Origin of the sequence: Labrenzia sp. PHM005 (assembly GCF_006517275.1) — a bacterium.
Classification (GTDB): Bacteria; Pseudomonadota; Alphaproteobacteria; order Rhizobiales; family Stappiaceae; genus Roseibium.
Window position 1 is genome coordinate 3,603,898 of record NZ_CP041191.1, and the last position, 19,901, is coordinate 3,623,798.

Below are 19,901 nucleotides of genomic sequence, written 5' to 3' on the forward strand. Positions count from 1 at the left end.
TCAGTTAAGGGGGGTTTCTTTGCCAGCCAGGATTTCGGCTCTGCGTAGAAGCAGGTCCTGATAGCTGAGTCCGAGATATGTTCGGTAAATTGTATCGATCGTGCCGTCTTCTAACATCGATGCGAGTGCCTTGGAATATTTTGCTTGGGCTTCGCGTTGAGATTTGTGAAAAGTCAGGTCTAGGAAGGTGATCATGATCGGCGGATGTACAGGCTGAACATCAAATTTGTTCTTTTGCTGTAGCTGTCGATTGTTGACGAGGTCGCCGAAAAAAAAGTCAAACCGGTTGGCGGCCAGCATACGCAAGCCTTCTGTGTCATTGGCGACTGCAAATGAATTGATTTCCGGGTGATCGAGAAATTCCTGCGGATAGCCATAACCTTGGACGTAACCGACCGATTTGCCGGCAAGGGCATTGATGTTGTCAAATGTGTTTTTTGGGACGGTTCCGTTTGTCCAAAGGGATTGGACCCAAGGAACAGGCATCAAGGCGTTTTGGATGATGTTCGCGATTCCCGCGTCGCCATCGACGGCCGCTTCATAATTGCCCCTTTCGACCAGTTCCTTACAGCGCGCCCATGGCATCTCTTCAAATGTCATGTCCAGCTGAGCGCGGTTGAGGGCCTCCTTGTAGATCGAAAATGACAATCCCTGGAGCCTGCCGGTACTGTCTCTGAAGGTATAGGGCTCCCATAGAACAAAACAGCTCTTCAGGGGCTGGGCCGTGGCGGGATCCGGCATGGCAAGAGTCAACACTGGCAAGAAATGGATAAGAAGCTTTTTTGCAGCAGATCTTATTGCCATCCATTGATCCCGAAAACTTTGTTTGTCCAAAAATATAGTCGATGCGCTTTGTTCAAACAAGAAATGGCGGATTCTCAGCGTTAGGCAGAGGAGTTCGTCACGTTGGCCTGGAAGCGCCTCATAAGTGACACGAAGGTATCTTTCATTTGCTGTACCCATGTAACCGTTGTCCAGCCACAATTGGAACGCAACCAATTATCTTGGATGTTGCAAGCTTGCGGCATGTGCCTCCTCCCATTTACTCACAACGGGTATGGCGGAGGCCTTGCGGCTGATCTGCAATGCAGCTGGACAAGGATCCTCTTGTAGATACCCAATCCTGCAGCCTTGTATTTGTGAGGAATTAGCCGGCCGGCCAGATGATCTCCAGCCGGATGCCTCCGGGTTCTGAAAACATCGCGTGCATCCGCGGACCGGCGCCCATGGGTTCCGGGTTGAATTCCATCTGAACGCCGGGCCAATTGCGGACTTTCGCCGCCAATTCGTCGAGCGCATCCCGGCTTGGAACTTCCAGGGCGAGGTGATGCAGGCCGATGTTGGTTTTGCGGTTAAAGTCTGTGATCGGTTGGGTTTTGTCCGCTTGCCAGAGCGTGAGACGGCAGGTGCCATCGGAAACAGTTGAGCGCGGATAGCTGTCATCGCGGGCAAGTAACTCCCATCCAAGGCAATCTGAGAAGAAAGAGGTTGTTTGATCCAGATCCCGGACCGTCAGGCCGAGGTGGTTGATGCCTATGGTTGGCATGGAACTCTCCTTATATATGGTCGGCCATCTAAATTGGGATCAGCTGCTGCGGGCAAAGGCCTAGGGAGGAGCGGTTTGCAAGGACTTGCAGCCGCGGTGGGGTGGGTTCAGCGAATATAGCCTATAGCGGCGAAGATTCTGCGTATAAAACCGGCGCCAGGCTCTTGAAATAAAATTTCTCTCCCACTATAAGGCGCCCATTCCACACGCAAGGGGCGGAAACTGAGCTTATCGGTGTCCATCCGGTGGCTGAAGGAAAATCTCCTCCAGCCCACAAACCTCTTGCGGAGGTAAAACCGGAAAACTCAGGAGTTATAGGCATGGCATTGCCTGATTTCACGATGCGTCAGCTGCTGGAAGCTGGCGTTCACTTTGGTCACCAGAAACACCGTTGGAACCCGCGTATGGGTCAGTACATCTTTGGTGTACGCAACGATGTTCACATCATGGACCTGTCCCAGACTGTTCCGCTTCTGCACCAGGCACTGAAGGCTGTCTCTGACACAGTTGCTGGTGGTGGCCGCGTTCTCTTGGTTGGTACCAAGCGCCAGGCTCAGGAAGCTGTTGCAACGTCTGCCCGCAATTCTGCGCAGTACTTCGTCAACGCCCGCTGGCTCGGCGGCATGCTGACCAACTGGAAAACCATTTCCCAGTCAATTCAGCGCCTGCGCAAGCTGGAAGAGACCCTGAACTCTGACGCAGCAAACGCTCTGACCAAGAAAGAGCGTCTGTTCATGGACCGCGAGCGCGAAAAGCTTGAGCGGAACCTTGGCGGCATCAAGGACATGGGCGGTATCCCGGACCTGATCTTTGTCATCGACACCAACCGCGAAGCGATTGCCATCCAGGAAGCCCGCCGTCTGGGTATCCCGGTTGCTGCGATCCTGGACTCCAACTCCAGCCCGGAAGGCATCACTTACCCGGTTCCGGGCAACGATGACGCTGGCCGTGCAATTTCTCTGTACTGCGACCTGATCGCCCGCGCTGCCATCGACGGTATTTCCCGCGCACAGGGCGCGTCCGGCATGGACATCGGTGCATCTGAAGAAGCTCCGGTTGAAGAAGCTATCGTTGAAGCTGCTGCAGAAGCAGCGCCGGCTGAAGCCGAAGCGGCTGCCGCTCAGGCTTAATGATTTTGTTTCTGCCGCGCGGCGATCTGCGCGGTAGAAACATGTTGAATTCGCAAGGCGGGGTGCAAATTGTTGCGTGCCCGTCATAAAGGCGCGGAAAGCCATCGGCTAAACCGTGTCTCATCTGAAACCCCCCATCCACGAGGCAATCGATGAGCATTACCGCCGCGATGGTAAAAGAGCTCCGCGAGAAATCCGGCGCTGGCATGATGGACTGTAAAACCGCCCTTAAAGAAAATGGCGGTGACATGGAAGCAGCTGTTGATTGGCTGCGCACCAAAGGCCTGGCGAAAGCCGCCAAAAAAGCTGGCCGTGTGGCCGCTGAAGGTCTGGTTGGTGTAGCTGCTGACGGCGCAAAAGCTGCTGTGATCGAGCTGAACTCCGAAACCGACTTCGTTTCCCGTAACGAAGGCTTCCAGCAGCTCGTGGGCAACGTCGCCAAGGTTGCTGTTAGCACCGACGGTTCCGTAGACGCTGTGAGCGCAGCTGATCTGAGCGGCAAGTCTGTTGCCGACTCGATCACTGATGCGATCGCGACCATCGGCGAGAACATGAACCTGCGCCGGTCTGCGATCCTGTCTGTAAACGACGGTGTTGTTTCCACCTACGTTCACGGCGCTGTTTCCGATGGCCTCGGCAAAATCGGTGTTCTGGTTGCTCTGGAATCTTCCGGCGACAAGGACAAGCTGAACGCCCTTGGCCGTCAGATCGCCATGCACGTTGCTGCAACCAGCCCGCTGGCTCTGAACACCGATGAGCTGGACCCGGCTGTTGTTGAGCGTGAAAAAACCGTGTTCTCCGAACAGGCCCGCGATTCCGGCAAGCCGGAAAACATCATCGAGAAGATGGTGGAAGGCCGCCTGCGCAAATTCTACGAGGAAGTCACGCTGGTCAAACAGGCTTTCGTGATCAATCCGGATCAGACTGTCGAGCAGGCTGTTGAAGGCCTTGCCAAACAAATCGGCACTGAAGTCAAACTTTCTGGCTTTGTCCGCTTCGCTCTTGGCGAGGGGATCGAGAAAAAAGAAGAAGACTTTGCCGCAGAGGTGGCGGCAGCCACCGGGCAGTAAGTTCCCAAGAAAAAGCGCCGGCAAGTCCGGCGCTTTTTTTTTAGAAACTACAATTTACCCAAGGTGCACAAATGACATCTCCTTTGCGTTGGAAACGGATCCTTCTCAAACTCTCCGGCGAGGCCCTGATGGGATCGCAGGCTTTTGGAATTGACCCGGCCATTGTTCAGCGGATCGCAAAGGAAATAGCCGACGCTGTGGCGCTTGGGGCGCAAGTTGGTGTGGTTGTCGGCGGCGGCAACATCTTCCGCGGTGTGGCTGTGGCTGCGAAGGGCGGCAATCGTGTCACCGGTGACCACATGGGCATGCTGGCCACCATCATGAACAGCCTGACGCTCGCCGACGCTCTGCGCCGCCTCAAGGTCAACGCCCGCGTTCTGTCGGCGGTCGCTGTTCCGTCCATCTGCGAAACCTTCTCCCAGCGCGTTGCGGACCGCTATATGGAAGATGGCGATGTCATCATCTTTGCCGGCGGCACAGGCAATCCGTTCTTCACGACCGACAGTGGCGCGGCCTTGCGCGCGGCGGAAATGAAATGCAACGCCTTCTTGAAGGGCACACAGGTCGATGGGGTCTATTCCGAAGACCCGAAGGTCAATCCGGATGCGGAGCGGTATGAAGCGCTCAGCTACGATGACGTGATCACCCGCAATTTGAAAGTCATGGACACGACGGCAATTGCCCTTGCGCGGGACAATTCCATCCCTGTTATTGTCTTCTCCATCCACTCGCCGGGCGCCCTTGTGAGCGTGTTGCAAGAAACGGGAACCTACACAGTCGTGGGTGAGCAATAGTTTTTAGCTGTGTAACAGCTTGTAGCTCTTGTGTTTCGGCGCGGTTATGCCATGTTGGCGCGCCGGATCTGAATTGGCTCTAAGCAAAAACAACAGTGAGGACAAAATGTCTGTAGAAGGTGTCGACCTGGACGATTTGAAGCGGCGCATGCAAGGCGCGCTTTCGGTATTGAAAACCGAATTCGCCGGTCTTCGCACAGGCCGCGCATCCGCAAGCATGCTGGACCCGATCACAGTTGATGCTTACGGCCAGTCCATGCCGCTCAATCAAGTTGGAACCGTGTCCGTTCCGGAACCGCGCATGGTTGCAGTTCAGGTTTGGGACAAGAGTATGGTTGCAGCGGTCGAAAAAGCGATCCGCGAATCAAACCTTGGCTTGAACCCGGTCGTCGACGGCCAGTTGTTACGCCTGCCGATCCCGGAGCTCAATGAAGAACGCCGCCAGGATCTGATCAAAGTTGCGCACAAATATGCGGAAGGCGCGAAAGTCGCGATCCGCCATGTGCGCCGCGATGGCATGGATGACGCCAAGAAGGCCGAAAAAGACGGGGATATTTCCCAGGACGACAGCCGTGTTGCCTCAGATGAGGTGCAAAAACTGACGGACCAGATGATTTCCGAAGTGGATGCTATGTTGTCTAAAAAAGAGCAGGAAATCTCTCAGGTCTAATTAGATAAGGCGCGGCAGCGGCGGATACGATGATGAGCGGCAACCCGGAACGACAGGCAGATGCAGGGCCGCTTGCGGCTTCATCCCCGCATGTGCCGCGCCATATTGCCTTCATCATGGATGGCAACGGCCGGTGGGCGTCCTCCCGGGGGCTGACGCGCACCGAAGGCCACCGCCAGGGGCTTGAAGCTCTGCGCCGGATTATCCGGCACTGCGGCACGCGCGGCATTGAGATTGCCACGATCTACAGTTTCTCGACTGAAAACTGGAGCCGGCCGGAACCGGAGGTGAAGTTCTTGATGAGCCTGCTGCGCCGGTTTGTGCAGCGGGACTTGAGCGAACTTCACCGGGAAAACATCCGCATCCGCATTATCGGCGAACGCCAATCTCTTGAGCCCGGCATTTTGAAATTGCTTCAAGATGCCGAGGATTTGACCCGCGAAAACACGGGGATGGATCTTGTCGTGGCGTTCAACTATGGCTCCCGCCAGGAAATCACCGGTGCAGTACGCAAGTTGTGCGAAAAACTGGCAGCCGGAGACCTTCAGGCTAGCGAGATTTGCGAAGACGCGATTTCAGCTGAACTGGACACGGCAGGCCTTCCTGATCCGGATCTGATCGTGCGCACCAGCGGCGAGCTGCGCTTGTCCAACTTCCTTCTCTGGCAGGCGGCTTATTCGGAATTCTATTTCACTGAATTGATGTGGCCGGATTTCGATGAAGCGGCCCTCGACAAGGCGCTTGAAAGCTTTGGGTCACGGGACCGGCGCTACGGCGGTGTTACCGCTCAAGCTCTGTAGGGCCCTTATATCGTGATGCCGGTGCAAGACACTCCCGCCAAACCGAAAAGCAATCTGTATCAGCGTGTTATATCTGCCGCGGTTCTGGCGCCGGTCGTTCTCGGACTGATTTACTGGGGCGGCTTGGCCTATGCAGCCCTCGTTTTGGCCGCCGCTGTTCTATTTTTGTGGGAATGGTTTTCGATCACCGGAACTCGCCACCTGTCGCCATCTGCCATTGCCGGGCAGGCAGCGCTGATTTGCGGTGGCATTCTCCAAGTGGCCGGAAATCCTCAGCTTGGACTTGCTGTAATTCTCGCCGGTGCTGGCGCAGCCTATGTGTTGTCCGGCTTTTCAAGGGCAGGGCGCTGGGGCGCGGAAGGTGTGCTTTATAGCGGGTTCGCTTTGTTTTCTCTTCTGGCCCTTCGTAGCGGGACTGGCGGCCTGATCTTCATCTACTTCCTGTTCATCGTTGTTTGGGCCACCGACATTTTCGCTTATTTCACTGGCCGGGCTTTGGGTGGACCAAAGCTGTGGGCGCGGGTTTCACCAAAGAAAACCTGGTCAGGTGCCCTTGGCGGCCTCGTCTTTGCGATCATATTTGGGGCAGGGGTCAGTTTTGCAGGCAGCGGCGGACAAATGGTGATATGGGCTGGACTTGCGGCAGTATTGTCAATTGTCTCGCAGGCAGGGGATCTGCTTGAATCAGCCATCAAACGGCGGTTCGACGTAAAGGATTCCAGTCAGCTCATCCCTGGGCATGGCGGCATTATGGACCGCATCGATGGACTGGTCGCTGCCGCGATCTTTGCCGTATTGATCGGCTGGGTGGCCGGCGGAACTCTCGCCGATCCGCTTGCTGGGTTGGCTCTAAACTAGTTGGGAATATGCCGGTGCCGGCAAAAACAGACTATAACACCCGGACTTCTCCAATCCGTGTGACAATGCTTGGAGCGACTGGTTCAATCGGTCAAAGTGCAGCCGATTTGATCGCGCGCAATCCGGACCGCTTCGAAGTTGTCAGCCTGGTCGCCAATTCCAGTGCCAAGGCATTGGCAGAAATGGCGATTTCGCTGAAAGCCAAGAATGCGGTTCTGTCCGATCCGGAAAACTTTGAAATCCTGAAAGGTCTTCTTGCTGGAACCGGTATTGAGGCGTCAGCCGGTGAAGCCGCCGTTTTGGAAGCTGCAGACCGGGACGCGGATCTGGTTATTGGAGCGATTGTCGGAGCCGCGGGACTGGCGCCGACCATGGCCGCTATCAAACCTGGCCGCCGGATCGCGCTTGCCAACAAGGAATGCCTGGTTTGTGCCGGGGATCTCTTTATGGCGAAGATTGCGGCGGCGGGCGCAGAAATTCTGCCGGTCGACAGCGAACACAATGCGATCTTCCAGGTGTTTGAAGCAGCTGAACCCGACAGTGTTGAAAAAGTGATCCTTACGGCATCCGGCGGGCCTTTTCGCACCTTTGCGCTGAAGGATATGGCGCAGGTAACACCTCAGCAGGCGTTGAAACATCCGAACTGGGACATGGGTGCCAGGATCTCAATCGACAGTGCGACCATGATGAACAAAGGCTTCGAAGTGATTGAAGCCTATCATCTTTTCCCCATTGAATCTGATCAGCTTGAGGTGCTGGTGCATCCCCAATCTGCTGTGCATGGCCTGGTTCAGTACCGGGATGGGTCTCTGCTTGCGCAGCTTGGAAGTCCGGATATGCGCACGCCAATTGCGCACTGCATGGCCTATCCACGCCGGATGGAGGCGCCAGTTCAACGGCTGGACTTGGCAAGCCTTGGTTCTCTTACGTTTGAAAAACCAGACCTCGCGCGGTTCCCGGCGCTCCGTCTTGCACTGGAAGCACTGCGAAGCGGTGGGCAGGCTCCGGCGGTTCTGAATGCTGCCGATGAAACTGCAGTTGCTGCGTTTCTTAAAGGTGCGATCGGCTTTATGGACATTCCGGCAGCTGTGGAAGAAACGCTCAATGCCTTTGCCGCATCTGGTGAAATTTCAGCAGCCGGTTCCGTCGAAGATGTGCTTAACGTCGACCGTGACGCCCGGCAATGGACTGCCGATTGGATTTTGCGCAAAGCCGCTTAAAAAATGCGGGGTCAAACCCGCCAAGGATCATTAACGTGCCGTAATTCCATTGCTAATAGAGTGGCTCTGGATTTTAAGCTCGGGAAACATCGGATATCTCATGGACCTCTTTGACTCTGCCTACGGATTGTTGGTCGGATACCTCGTTCCATTCCTCTTCGTTCTGACAATCGTTGTGTTCTTCCACGAGCTTGGCCACTTTGCTGTGGCGCGTTGGTGCAAGGTCAAAGTGGACGCTTTCTCGGTCGGTTTCGGACGGGAACTCTTCGGCTGGTATGACAAACATGGCACGCGCTGGAAAATCTCTCTGATTCCATTGGGCGGATACGTAAAATTCGCCGGGGATGAGAATGCAGCCAGTGTTCCTGACCGCGACTATATCGCCAGCATGAGTGAAGAAGAGCGCAAGACTGCCTTTATTGCCAAGCCCGTTTGGCAGAGAGCGGCCATTGTTGCTGCTGGTCCAATCGCGAATTTCATCCTAGCTATCATCATCTTCGCCGGCATCTTCATGGCCTATGGCAAGCCGCAATTGCTGCCAGTCGTCTCCTCGGTGATCGAAGGCTCTGCAGCCGAGGCAGCAGGCATCAAAACCGGTGACCGGATTCTTTCCATCAATGGTGAGCCTCTGTCCTATTTCGAAGATTTGAAATGGACAGTTCGCCATAATCCTGATCAGCCGTTGATATTGGGAATCAATCGGAATGGGGCGGACATCTCCGCAACTGTCGTTCCGGTGTATGTGACGGACGTCAATCAGTTTGGCGTAGAGTACCGCGAACCGCGCATCGGCGTAGCCATGGCGAGTGATGCCGAAACGCGGGTGCTGATCCGACTCGGTGTTGGTGGTGCTTTGTGGGAAGGGGTCTTGCGCACCTATAAAATCATCTACGACACGATCAACTTCATTGGTGAAATCTTTGTCGGAGAACAATCTGCGCAGCAGTTGGGCGGCCCCATCCAGATTGCCCAGGTGTCCGGTACCGTTGCGCAATTCGGTTTGATCGAGCTGATCAGCTTGGCCGGTTTTCTGTCTGTTTCCATCGGTTTTATCAATCTGCTGCCGATTCCGATTCTTGATGGTGGGCATTTGGTTTTCTACGCCGCTGAAGCAATCCGTGGAAAACCACTCGATGAAAGAGTTCAGGAAGTTGGTTTCCGTATCGGACTGGGGCTCGTTCTGGCACTTATGGTGTTCGTCACATGGAACGATATCTGGCGTTTGATGAGGCTCTAAAGCGAACGCCGTGACATTGACGCAACGTCCTCAGACTAAATCGCTTTCGCCAGCCAAGGGCTGTTGCGTTATCGGTAAAAGTCTATAAAACATGGATCGGTTTTCAGGAATCTTCCGGGGTGATGTGAAGGTTTCTGAAACGGGGTATTAAAAAACAAAGGCATAGCGCACTGATGCAGCGATTGCAGAAACTTATGAGAGCCGCAATTTTGGCGGCCGCGGTTCTCACTGTCGGCTCTGTTTTGCCGGACACTTTGGGGCCATTCGCTGGCGCGACACAGGCGGAAGCCGCAGTCGCTCGTAAGATCGAGGTTCGGGGGACGAGCCGAATCGAGGAAGAGACGGTCATCAGCTATATGACCATCGTTCCTGGTCGGTCCTACGGCGCCGCAGATGTGGATGAGTCGCTAAAGGCTCTCTATGCAACAGGTTTGTTTGCCACGGTTGAGATCACCCCGCGTGGCAGCACGGTCATTGTGACCGTCAGCGAAAATCCGATGATCAATCGCGTTTCTTTTGAAGGAAACAAGAAGATCAAGGACAACGCACTGGAAACCACTTTGCGCTCCCAGCCGCGCTCCATGCTGTCGCGTGCAAAAGTTCAAGCCGACGTCCAGAACATTCTAGAAGCTTACCGCCGCTCCGGACGCTATGGTGCGTCTGTCGAGCCGAAGATCATTGATCGCGGCCAGAACCGCGTTGATCTTGTGTTTGAAGTCAATGAAGGCGCCAAAACTGGCGTTGAGCGCATCAGCTTCATCGGTAACCAGTCCTTCAGCGATGGCCGTTTGCGTGATGTTATCCGGACCCGCGAAAGTGGTCTGTTGAGCTGGTTGCGCAGCACCGACACGTATGACCCGGACCGTCTGGCTGCCGATGAAGAGCTGCTTCGACAGTACTACAACAAAAAGGGTTTTGCGGATTTCCGTATCGTTTCGGTCAGCGCAGACCTTGATCGCGAAAACAACATTTTCTATGTGACCTTCACTGTTGACGAAGGCGAGAAATACAGCGTTGGCAACGTTGAAGTCGTTTCCACGATTGCTGAAATCGATCCGGAGGATCTTCGCAAGCTGGTTCGGACACGCAGTGGCAAGACATTCAACTCTCTGCGCGTTGAGCAGTCTGTGGAAGACATCACTTTGCGTGTTTCCGAAGAGGGTTATGCCTTTGCCCGTGTTCGTCCGCGTGGCGCGCGCAACTACGAAGACAACACCATCGACCTGATCTACTATATTGAAGAAGGGTCGCGCGCTTACATCGAACGCATCAACATCATCGGTAATGACAGGACCCGCGAATACGTTATTCGTCGTGAGTTTGATGTTGCTGAAGGTGATGCTTTCAACCGCGCCTTGATCGACAAGGCTGAGCGCCGCCTTAAAAACCTGAACTTCTTTGAACGTGTTGCGATTTCTACTCAGCAGGGCAGTGCGCCGGACCGGGTTATCGTAAATGTTCAAGTGGAAGAAAAGCCAACCGGGGAAATCTCTTTCGGTATCGGGTATTCGACCACGGACGGTGTTGTTGGCGACGTTTCGGTCTCTGAGAAGAACTTCCTGGGCCGCGGTCAGTTTGTAAAGATTGGCGTTGGTGGTGGTACCGATACTCAGACCTATGAATTCCGGTTTATTGAGCCGTTCTTCATGGGGCGCCGGATTGCTCTTGATCTCGATCTCTACCGCGCGGTCAATGATGCCAATGACTACCGGTCATTTGATGAAACACGGACCGGAGGCGGCTTCGGCTTCACTCTGCCGTTGCGCGAAGATGAAACCACTCTGCGGCTTTACTACAAGATCTTTCAAGAAAAGAACGAAGACAAGCGCTACGGATCAACCAATATTGCCAATTGTGATACGACGAACCTTTCTCTGGCGGTCTGTGACTCTCTTGGCACTTATCTGACGTCGTTGGTTGGCTACGAGCTCAAGTACACCACGCTTGACCGCAACTTGAACCCGACAGATGGCTTCTACGCGTCCTTCTCGCAGGAGTTTGCTGGCGTCGGTGGTGACAGCCAATACATCAAGACAGAAATTCAGGCACGGGCTTACCAGGAAATCCTGGCAGACTACGGTCTCGTCGGCAGTGTCCGTCTTCGTGGTGGTAACATCATTGGTATTGGTGAGCGTCTGCGGGTGTCTGAGCAATACATGCTTGGCGGAAACCTTGTTCGCGGTTTTGAAAACCGGGGTATTGGCCCGCGCGATGCGTCTTCAGATGACGCAATTGGTGGCCGTTGGTATTTCGCAGCAACCACAGAAGCACAATTTCCGTTCCCCTTCATTCCCAAGGAACTTGGGCTCGGTGGCGCGTTCTTCGCAGATGCCGGTTCGCTTTGGGATGCTGACAATGATCTCGTGAACATTGTGGAAGCTGGTGGTGGACGGATCTTGTCTAACGGCTTCGATCTGCGGGCATCGGTCGGTTTCGGTATCCGTTGGCAATCGCCGTTCGGACCGCTGAAAGCTGATTTTGCATACCCGCTACTCAAGGAAGATAGCGATAAGACACAGATCTTCCGTTTGAGCGGTGGAACCAGCTTCTAACGAGCGGTTTCTTTGAAATTCAAACGGCCGCCGCGTCAAACGGCGGCCGTTTTTGTTACGGTCTAACCGGAACACACTCCAGAACATGGGAATGTGCGCATGTCCGAACCGAACTTCTTTCATTTTCCAACTGGCGTCTGTTTGGGCGATATCGCCGAATGGGCTGATGCGGAGATTTTGAACGGATCAACCGACACTGGGATCTCCGGTGTTGCTCCGTTGGAAGACGCGGGGGCCGGCATGTTGGTCTTTTTCGATAACACCGCCTATCTCAATGCGCTTCAAAACACAGAAGCAGCCGCGTGCCTGGTATCAACCCGCCACAAAGACAAGGTGCCGGAGGGGGTTGCTGCGCTTGTGTGCAAAGACGCGTACCGGTCCTGGGCTAAAGTGCTTGCAAAACTCTTCCCGGACGCCATGGTGCCAAAGGAACCGGGCGTTGAAGGTGTGTCCGATCGAGCGTCAATTGATGACCAGGCCCAACTTGAAGATGGTGTTTGTGTCGAACCCGGCGCAGTGATAGGGGCCGGCGCAGAAATCGGGGCAGGGACTGTCATCCGCAGCAATGCTGTGATTGGCGCTGGGGTCCGTATTGGCCGGGACTGCGTTATTGGGGCCAACTGTTCAGTACAACACTCCATCTTAGGAAACAGAGTTTACCTGCATCCAGGTGTTTGCTGTGGTCAGGATGGGTTCGGCTACGCCATGGGGCCGGGTGGGCACCTGAAAGTGCCACAAGTTGGCAGAGTGGTGATCCAAGATGATGTTGAGATTGGCGCCAACACCACCATCGACCGTGGTGCGAACAGAGACACGGTAATCGGAGAAGGTACGAAGATCGACAACCAGGTCCAGATTGGCCACAACGTGGTCATTGGGCGGCACTGTGTATTGGTTTCTCAGGTCGGAATATCTGGCAGCGCGACTTTGGAAGACTTTGTGGCGATTGGCGGTCAGAGCGGTGTGAAAGGTCATGTCACGGTCGGCATGGGTGCTCAGGTGGCGGCTGTAAGTGTCGTCAACGAAGACCTTGCTGCCGGCGGTCGATATGGCGGAACACCGGCAAAACCGGTGAAACAATGGTTCCGGGAAGTGGCTGCAGTCAGAAAGCTTGCAGAACGCGGCGGCAAATCGTAAACGGACGGTAGTTCGAACATCCAATTACTTGAAGAATTTGGCGGTGAACGGCCAAGGGGCGAAGAATGGACGAAACAGAAAAGAAAACGCTCGCGACCGCGGACATCATGAAAATCATGAAGCTGTTGCCGCACCGGTATCCTTTTTTGCTGATCGACAAGATCATCGAAATGGACGGCGATGAGAGCTGTATTGGCGTCAAGAATGTCACCATCAACGAACCGCAGTTTCAGGGCCACTTTCCGGAACGGCCGATCTTTCCGGGTGTTTTGTTGATCGAGGCCATGGCCCAAACTGCCGGCGCCTTGTGTGTCCATGCCCGCGGTGCCGATGCGCCGCCGCAGCTGGTCTATTTCATGACTATCGACAGGGCAAAGTTCCGCAAACCTGTGGAACCGGGTGATCAGGTCCATTTTCACGTCAAGAAAATCAAGCAACGTGCGAACATCTGGAAGTTCGATGCCGTTGCCAAGGTGGATGGTGCAAAAGTTGCCGAAGCCGAAGTCAGTGCCATGCTGGTAGATGCGTGAGGGTTTATGACTGATATCCATCCAACAGCCATTGTTGAAGATGGCGCTGTCCTTGGGGACGGCGTGCGCATCGGGCCGTATTGCGTCATTGGACCGCAGGCCAAGCTTGGCGCGAATGTTGAACTGAAATCCCATGTAGCTGTTGCCGGTGACACCACGATCGGTGCCGGAACGTCTATCTATCCGTTTGCCTCTGTCGGCCATCAGGCGCAAGACCTGAAATTCCAGGGCGAAGCTGCGACCCTGTCAATCGGGGAAGGCTGTATCATCCGTGAAGGCGTGACGCTAAATCCGGGAACGGAAGGCGGCGGGCTCAGCACAACGATTGGCAACAATTGTGCATTTCTGGCCAATTCCCATGTCGGTCACGACAGCCACTTGGGCGACAGAGTTGTTTTGTCTAACAATGTTATGATCGCCGGTCATGTCGACGTTGGCAGCAATGTCATTTTTGGGGGCGGTTCAGCCGTAATCCAATTCACGCGCATTGGCGACAATGCCTTTATTGGTGGCCTGGCCGGCCTGGAAAATGACCTTATTCCATTCGGCATGGTGACCGGCAACCGTGCAAGCCTCGGTGGTCTCAATCTTGTTGGATTGAAACGCGCCAATTTCCCGCGCGAACAGATCCATGCCTTGCGGGCAGCTTACAAGGCACTCTTTGAAAGCAATGAAGGCACCCTGCGCAACCGGGCGGAAGCCATTGCCGCGGAAACGGCAGACCAGCCGCTCGTGAAAATAGTGACGGATTTCATTCTTGAAAAAGAAGACCGGCGCTTTTGTACGCCTGCCTAATTAGGTGAACGTGATGCTTGAAGCGGGATCAGCTGGGCAGGCCCCGGTCGCTTTGATCGCCGGAAATGGCCGGATTCCGCTGCAAGTTGCGCATGCGCTTGCCGATGCCGGCCGGGACTGCCGCGTTGTTGCAATCAAGGGGGAGGCTGATGAGGCAACCCGTGGACTTGCATCCGCTGAGCTCGGGTGGGGCGAGATCGGCCGTCTCTATTCGTTTTTGAAAAAAAGCGGCTGCCGGGATGTCCTCTTGATTGGAGGGGTGTCCAAACGTCCGGATTTCACGTCAATTCTGGGGGATCTGGGCACATTACGCCGGTTGCCCACCATCATCCGGGCGCTGGCGGGTGGTGATGACAGCCTTTTGACCAAGGTGATCGGCCTGTTTGAGGTAGAGGGGTTTCGCGTCGTGGGGATCAAGGATGTTGCGCCGGCACTTCTAGCTGCCAGCGGTGTCTTGGGCAAAATCCAACCAAAGGATACGGACTGGCGCGACGTTCAATTGGCATTGAGCGCAACGCAGAAGCTCGGCGAGCTGGACATCGGCCAGGCAGCCGTTGCCGTTAATGGCCGGGTGGTCGCGCTGGAAGGTGCGGAAGGCACAGATGCCATGCTCGAGCGCTGCGCTGACTTGAGGGAAGCTGGCAGGATCCGGGCGAAACAAAAGACGGGCGCTCTGGTGAAGACCGCCAAACCTAACCAGGACCTCAGGGTAGACTTGCCAACCGTTGGACCTCGTACGATTGAACGGGCGCAAGCGGCCGGTCTTTCAGGGATTGCCGTTGAAGCTGGTGGCGCTCTGATCTCTGATCGCGAGGAAACTTTAGCCCTAGCGGATGCAGCTGGCCTATTTGTTCTCGGCATCGATCAAACTGCGCTCACTGGTGATCTAAAAGAATGACAACCCGCCCGCCGACCATATGCATCGTCGCGGGCGAAGAGTCCGGTGACCAACTCGGCTCGGAACTGATCAAGGCGCTCAACGAAAAGCTCGGATCCAGCGTGCGCTATTGCGGCGTTGGCGGCGAGCGCATGACAGCGCTGGGTCTTACCAGTTTTTTCGATATGTCTGATGTTTCGGTCATGGGCCTGTCAGCGGTTCTGGCCCGGCTGCCGCTGATCGTCAAACGGGTTTATCAGACCGTCGATGCGGCAATTGCCGCAGACCCGGATGTTTTGGTGATCATCGATAGCCCCGATTTCACCCACAGTGTTGCCAAGCGTGTCAGAAAACGTGCACCGCATATTCCGGTTGTCGGCTATGTGTCGCCGTCGGTCTGGGCCTGGCGGCCGGGCAGGGCAAAGAAGATGAGCGTTTATGTCGACAAGCTTCTTGCGCTTTTGCCGTTCGAACCGGGTGTTCATAAAAAACTCGGAGGCCCGCGCACACATTATGTCGGCCATCCGCTCAGTGAGAACGCAGATGCATTGCGTCCATCGGAAGGTGAGCGCTCACCTTTAAGCGATACCAACAAGGTGCTGCTGGTCTTGCCTGGAAGCCGGGGCAGCGAAATCACGCGCCTGCTGGACGTCTTTGGCGAAACGGTTGCCTTGGTCAAAGAAGAGATGCCGGACCTCCAAATTGTTCTTCCTGCGGTCGCGCATCTGGAAGACCGGATTCGATCCGGTGTCAGCACTTGGAAACACCAGCCGGAAATCGTCATTGGTTTGGAGGAAAAGCGGGCGGCATTCCGCCGTGCACATGCAGCTTTGGCAGCTTCCGGAACGGTTTCGTTGGAATTGGGGCTTGCCGGTGTGCCGATGGTGGTTGCCTATAAGGTCGACTGGTTTTTCCGGCGCCTCAAAGATCTCAACAAGATCTTCAAATTCGCCAGTGTCGACTCCTTTGTGCTGCCCAACATCATTCTCGGCACCAAAGCCATTCCTGAGTTTCTCGACGAAGAAGTTCAGCCGGATGTATTAGCGGCGCTACTGAAGGCCTATTTAACCGACAGCCCGGAGCGCCGGGAACAAGTGAGCGAACTCACCCGCCTCGACCAGGTGATGCGCCTTCCTGACGGCTACAGCCAGCGGGCTGCCGCTGCCGATGTTGTTATTGGCTGTTTGGAAAAAAAATAGTTTTTCAGCGTCGAAGAATGCGTGACGTAGCCGTCACGGTTCCCTATTCGGGATCAATCCATTACCATTTGATGCTGACCGGTGGTTGAGCCGGGGGGGCATTCGCAAGCGAGATGGTTATGGTGAGAGACATGATGTCGATAAGACGTAGAGACATCATAAGAAGTCTTGGCGCTGTTGCTGTCGGAGCTTGCTGTGATTTGTCAGGTGCGGGCGCCAAAGCGGCTAAATCTTTGATCATCATGCACAATGAGGATTTTCCTCCCTTCGAATATGATGAGAATGGAACGGCTGCGGGGATTTTGCCGAAAAAGATCAATACGATCCTGGCACGAAGTGACGAATACATTGCCATCCATAGAACCAATCCCTGGCGGCGCGCTCAGCAGATGATCCGTATTGGACGGGCAGATGGTTTGTCCGCTTATCCGTCTTTAGAGCGGCTCGACTATATTGGTTTCAACGAAACACCTTTGGAAACGATCACGCTAGGTCTCGTCTTTGCGAAAGACCACCCGAAACGGGCTGAAATAGAGAGCATTTCTTCCCTGAAAGATTTGAAAAAGTTTCGGGTCGTCGATGTTTTCGGAAATGGATGGTCCAAACAGAAAATTGCCCCAATCGTTGACATCGAGTGGGTGCAGTCCTTTGACCAAGTGTTTGAAATGCTGGCCAAACGCCGTACCGATGTGCACGTGGTTGTCAGTTTGAAAACAGCCAAATGGCAATTTCGGCATCTCGGTGCGCGTATCAAGGACGTAACGTTTATGCCGCGGCCGGATCTCAGTCCACCTATCCCACTCCACTTCGGTCTTCGCCGCACGCTGGCCGGTTATGAAACCATATTGCGCCGGTTTGACGAGCTTTATGACGAAAACCGGTCAATCTGAACTTATCGGGTGAGGGCGGGTTTTTCTCAAGCTCGCGGCAGTTTTTCTTAGTGATTTCCATTTCCACTTCTTAGCGGAGCGCCCGCAGTTATCTACGATTGGTTGATCCGATTAGATGGCGGATCAAGCATGTCTTCAAAGAACCACGCAGTCAGTTCGTTCCGGCTGCCGACGCCGGCCTTGCGATAGACTGCCGTTGCCTGCTGGCGGACGGTTTTTTCACGTGTTTGCCGGAGTTCGGCTATCTCGCGAAATGACAATCCTTTCAACATGCCGATAACAACGTCCTGCTCGCTGGCTGTCAGGCTCCAGGCATCAAACTGTTTTTGCATGACCGCACGGTATTGTCCGGCAAGTTCAGGAGATCTGGAGTCGAGTTTGGCAAGCTGGCCGCGCGCGCTGCTCAGTTGGCCGCCGAGATCTTTCAGGGCTTTTTGCTGAACACGATGTTCGTAGGCAAAGCCGACCAGGACCACGGCACTAATGATCAGGCCCGAGAGATCGTCGGCCATGGTTGCCAAGGTTTCTCCATTGCGGAACTCGGAGAAAATCTCAACAACGCTGGTGGCGAAGACAATCAACACAAAAACGATGAATATCGCTTTTCGGTAGCGGAAAAGCCCCGAGGGGTCGGCCATGTTGGATTCCCTATTTTGACTAGAAATCAGCATATCAACTTTTGTTTTCAGGCAAAAATTGACCGTTTGCCGGATGCTCTTAACTGGTAATCCGGCGTTTGTCCGATGGAATTTCTCATCGAAGATGGCCAGACAACACCTTATCGAGCCTGCAATCGTGCGATCAAGCAAGTGATACAGGCCGCGAACAATCCTATTCGGTGTGAGGACCTAAATGTCGAATCTCCTATCTCGTCGGCACTTTCTTGTTGGTGGCGCGTCCGTTTTGGTTGCCAGTCAAGCCCGGCCGGTATGGTCGAAAACCATGCCGTCCCGGTTGCCGATACCGGCGCTTGCTGATGGGACAAATAGCGAGCCAATTGATCTGCAGATCAGACGGGGAACCCAGCAGTTTATGCCTGGAGTTAAAACTCACACTTTGGGGATCAATCAGAGTTATCTAGGCCCAACCATTCGCACCCGGCGAAACAGTGAACTTAATCTGAGATATCACAATACGTTATCGGAGGGTGTTTCTATTCACGGCCACGGGCTGCATGTCCCTGGCGATGTTGATGGCGGTCCCCAATTGGAAATCGCGCCGGGCGGAGTGTGGCAGCCTAGCCTTTCAATTGTGCAGCCGGCCGCGACCTGCTGGTATCATTCGCATACCCACGGGAAGACTGGGGAACAGGTTTATAACGGGCTGGCAGGAATGATACTAATTGACGACGATGAGGCCGGGTCGATGGAATTGCCGAACCGGTACGGCATAGATGACTTGCCAGTTATCCTTCAGGACCGGACCTTTGATGGCAAAGGCCAGTTCGTGTATGAGCCTGAAAACGCAGATGAGGATGGCTGGTTCGGAGACACCGTTCTTATCAACGGAGCTGTTGCGCCGGTTGTTGCAGATGTACCAGCAGGTAAAGTGCGGCTTCGGCTTTTGAATGGGGCCAACGCCCGTTTTTATATCGTTGCATTTGCAGACAATCGGACGTTTTACAAGATTGCCACGGACGGCGGCCTTCTGGAGGCTCCGGTTCCGCTTACAACTATGGAAATGTCGCCGGGCGAGCGCTGCGAAATAATTGTTGACCTGTCCAGCGGTGCGCCGGCCGAATTGCTGACCTTGTTTGAAGATGAAATCGACGCGGATGAAGAGGGTATTGTCAGCAACCTGCAGGCCCTTTTGCGTGGCTCCGATACGCGTACACCAGTGGCATCCCTGACTTTGAATGTAGACCAAAACCTTCCTGCACATACGACTCCATTGCCGGAGAAAATGTCCACAATTGCCCGCCCCCAAGAGCACCAAATAAAGAACCGGCGGGACTTTGTGCTCGATATGGACAATGGCGGGGATCATCAAGGGCATGGCGGGCACGCCCATATGGATATGACCATCAATGATGCTGTGATGGACATGAATGTCATCAATGAGCGGGTTAAGTTGGGCGTATGGGAGCGGTGGCGGGTCCGGTCCAACCAGGGTGCACATCCGTTTCATGTCCACGGGTGTTCTTTCCTAATTGAGCAGATGGAAGGCGCCGCGGTAACACCGGACCAACAAGGCTGGAAAGATACTATCGTTCTCGACGACGACGATTGGTCAGAATTTGTCGTTCAGTTCAATCACGAAGCAACGGAAAAACATCCCTACATGTACCATTGCCATATTCTGGAACATGAAGATCGCGGCATGATGGGGCAGTTCACCGTTTTCCGGTCGTAAGCTTGGCAAGATTTACTGAAAGTCTGCACGGCAAGCGCACACGGCGAACAATCAGACAAACCACGATCGAAATAATGAAGCCCCGGATCAAGGATCCGGGGATTTTCACGTATTTTTTTCGTTGGCTTAGCCGTACCATTGGCCGATCGTGGTGTAATCGCGCCCCTCCGAAAGCCACACCCAACGTAGGCTGCAGCCGGAGGCGTGGTCCGGAGGTGGAAAGAGCTTCAAGCCGGAATGTGAA

Annotated in this window: 19 protein-coding genes; 16 read left to right on the plus strand and 3 right to left on the minus strand. The window is 54.6% G+C overall.

Annotated features, from left to right (window positions below; all coding sequences use genetic code 11):
* Together FJ695_RS16320 and FJ695_RS16325 are read right to left on the minus strand one after the other, a co-directional pair.
* Window positions 1-741, minus strand: a complete 741-nt coding sequence (locus tag FJ695_RS16320) for an ABC transporter substrate-binding protein (RefSeq protein WP_168206389.1) — start codon at window positions 739-741, stop codon at window positions 1-3.
* Window positions 742-1,147: 406 nt separating this feature from the next.
* The gene (locus FJ695_RS16325; protein WP_141186435.1) at window positions 1,148-1,546 is read right to left on the minus strand and encodes a VOC family protein; all 399 of its coding nucleotides are present in this window, start codon (window positions 1,544-1,546) and stop codon (window positions 1,148-1,150) included.
* A gap of 320 nt (window positions 1,547-1,866) precedes the next feature.
* On the opposite strand from FJ695_RS16325, the gene rpsB reads away from it, so the two are divergent.
* From rpsB to FJ695_RS16400, 15 genes are all read left to right on the plus strand, one after another.
* Complete coding sequence (gene rpsB / locus FJ695_RS16330; protein ID WP_141186436.1) at window positions 1,867-2,676, plus strand: 30S ribosomal protein S2; 810 nt, start codon at window positions 1,867-1,869, stop codon at window positions 2,674-2,676.
* A gap of 152 nt (window positions 2,677-2,828) precedes the next feature.
* Window positions 2,829-3,746, plus strand: coding sequence for a translation elongation factor Ts (gene tsf / locus FJ695_RS16335; RefSeq protein ID WP_141186437.1), 918 nt, complete (start codon window positions 2,829-2,831; stop codon window positions 3,744-3,746).
* 71 nt (window positions 3,747-3,817) lie between these two features.
* Window positions 3,818-4,540, plus strand: coding sequence for a UMP kinase (gene pyrH, locus FJ695_RS16340; RefSeq protein ID WP_141186438.1), 723 nt, complete (start codon window positions 3,818-3,820; stop codon window positions 4,538-4,540).
* A gap of 106 nt (window positions 4,541-4,646) precedes the next feature.
* A complete protein-coding gene (frr, locus tag FJ695_RS16345) occupies window positions 4,647-5,210 on the plus strand; it encodes a ribosome recycling factor (protein ID WP_141186439.1) in 564 nt (187 codons plus the stop codon).
* A 32-nt stretch (window positions 5,211-5,242) separates the two neighbouring features.
* Window positions 5,243-6,010: an isoprenyl transferase gene (locus FJ695_RS16350; RefSeq protein ID WP_141188766.1), complete on the plus strand. Its 768-nt coding sequence runs from the start codon at window positions 5,243-5,245 to the stop codon at window positions 6,008-6,010.
* Window positions 6,011-6,025: 15 nt separating this feature from the next.
* The gene (locus tag FJ695_RS16355) at window positions 6,026-6,868 is read left to right on the plus strand and encodes a phosphatidate cytidylyltransferase (protein WP_141188767.1); all 843 of its coding nucleotides are present in this window, start codon (window positions 6,026-6,028) and stop codon (window positions 6,866-6,868) included.
* 8 nt (window positions 6,869-6,876) lie between these two features.
* Window positions 6,877-8,088 carry a 1-deoxy-D-xylulose-5-phosphate reductoisomerase gene (locus tag FJ695_RS16360; RefSeq protein ID WP_141186440.1) on the plus strand — a complete coding sequence of 404 codons (1,212 nt, stop codon included), beginning with the start codon at window positions 6,877-6,879 and terminating at the stop codon, window positions 8,086-8,088.
* A gap of 100 nt (window positions 8,089-8,188) precedes the next feature.
* Window positions 8,189-9,325: an RIP metalloprotease RseP gene (rseP, locus tag FJ695_RS16365; RefSeq protein ID WP_141186441.1), complete on the plus strand. Its 1,137-nt coding sequence runs from the start codon at window positions 8,189-8,191 to the stop codon at window positions 9,323-9,325.
* A 173-nt stretch (window positions 9,326-9,498) separates the two neighbouring features.
* Window positions 9,499-11,877: an outer membrane protein assembly factor BamA gene (gene bamA, locus FJ695_RS16370; RefSeq protein ID WP_141186442.1), complete on the plus strand. Its 2,379-nt coding sequence runs from the start codon at window positions 9,499-9,501 to the stop codon at window positions 11,875-11,877.
* 99 nt (window positions 11,878-11,976) lie between these two features.
* Entirely contained in the window at window positions 11,977-13,014 is a 1,038-nt protein-coding gene (gene lpxD / locus FJ695_RS16375) for a UDP-3-O-(3-hydroxymyristoyl)glucosamine N-acyltransferase (protein ID WP_141186443.1), read from the plus strand.
* A 65-nt stretch (window positions 13,015-13,079) separates the two neighbouring features.
* Entirely contained in the window at window positions 13,080-13,544 is a 465-nt protein-coding gene (gene fabZ, locus FJ695_RS16380; protein WP_141186444.1) for a 3-hydroxyacyl-ACP dehydratase FabZ, read from the plus strand.
* A gap of 6 nt (window positions 13,545-13,550) precedes the next feature.
* Window positions 13,551-14,339, plus strand: a complete 789-nt coding sequence (gene lpxA / locus FJ695_RS16385) for an acyl-ACP--UDP-N-acetylglucosamine O-acyltransferase (RefSeq protein WP_141186445.1) — start codon at window positions 13,551-13,553, stop codon at window positions 14,337-14,339.
* Between the two features lie 13 nt (window positions 14,340-14,352).
* Window positions 14,353-15,237, plus strand: a complete 885-nt coding sequence (locus tag FJ695_RS16390) for an LpxI family protein (protein ID WP_141186446.1) — start codon at window positions 14,353-14,355, stop codon at window positions 15,235-15,237.
* A complete protein-coding gene (gene lpxB, locus FJ695_RS16395; RefSeq protein WP_141186447.1) occupies window positions 15,234-16,415 on the plus strand; it encodes a lipid-A-disaccharide synthase in 1,182 nt (393 codons plus the stop codon). Before FJ695_RS16390 ends, lpxB begins: the two co-directional genes overlap by 4 nt.
* A gap of 131 nt (window positions 16,416-16,546) precedes the next feature.
* Window positions 16,547-17,305: an ABC transporter substrate-binding protein gene (locus tag FJ695_RS16400; protein WP_168206390.1), complete on the plus strand. Its 759-nt coding sequence runs from the start codon at window positions 16,547-16,549 to the stop codon at window positions 17,303-17,305.
* A gap of 92 nt (window positions 17,306-17,397) precedes the next feature.
* Here the strand turns inward: FJ695_RS16400 and FJ695_RS16405 are convergent, their stop codons facing one another.
* Window positions 17,398-17,943 (minus strand): LuxR C-terminal-related transcriptional regulator, encoded by a 546-nt coding sequence (locus FJ695_RS16405; RefSeq protein WP_168206391.1) that lies wholly within the window; start codon window positions 17,941-17,943, stop codon window positions 17,398-17,400.
* A gap of 304 nt (window positions 17,944-18,247) precedes the next feature.
* Between FJ695_RS16405 and FJ695_RS16410 the strand changes: the two genes are divergently transcribed.
* Window positions 18,248-19,657 carry a multicopper oxidase family protein gene (locus tag FJ695_RS16410; RefSeq protein ID WP_256370162.1) on the plus strand — a complete coding sequence of 470 codons (1,410 nt, stop codon included), beginning with the start codon at window positions 18,248-18,250 and terminating at the stop codon, window positions 19,655-19,657.
* The last annotated feature ends 244 nt before the right edge of the window (window positions 19,658-19,901 follow it).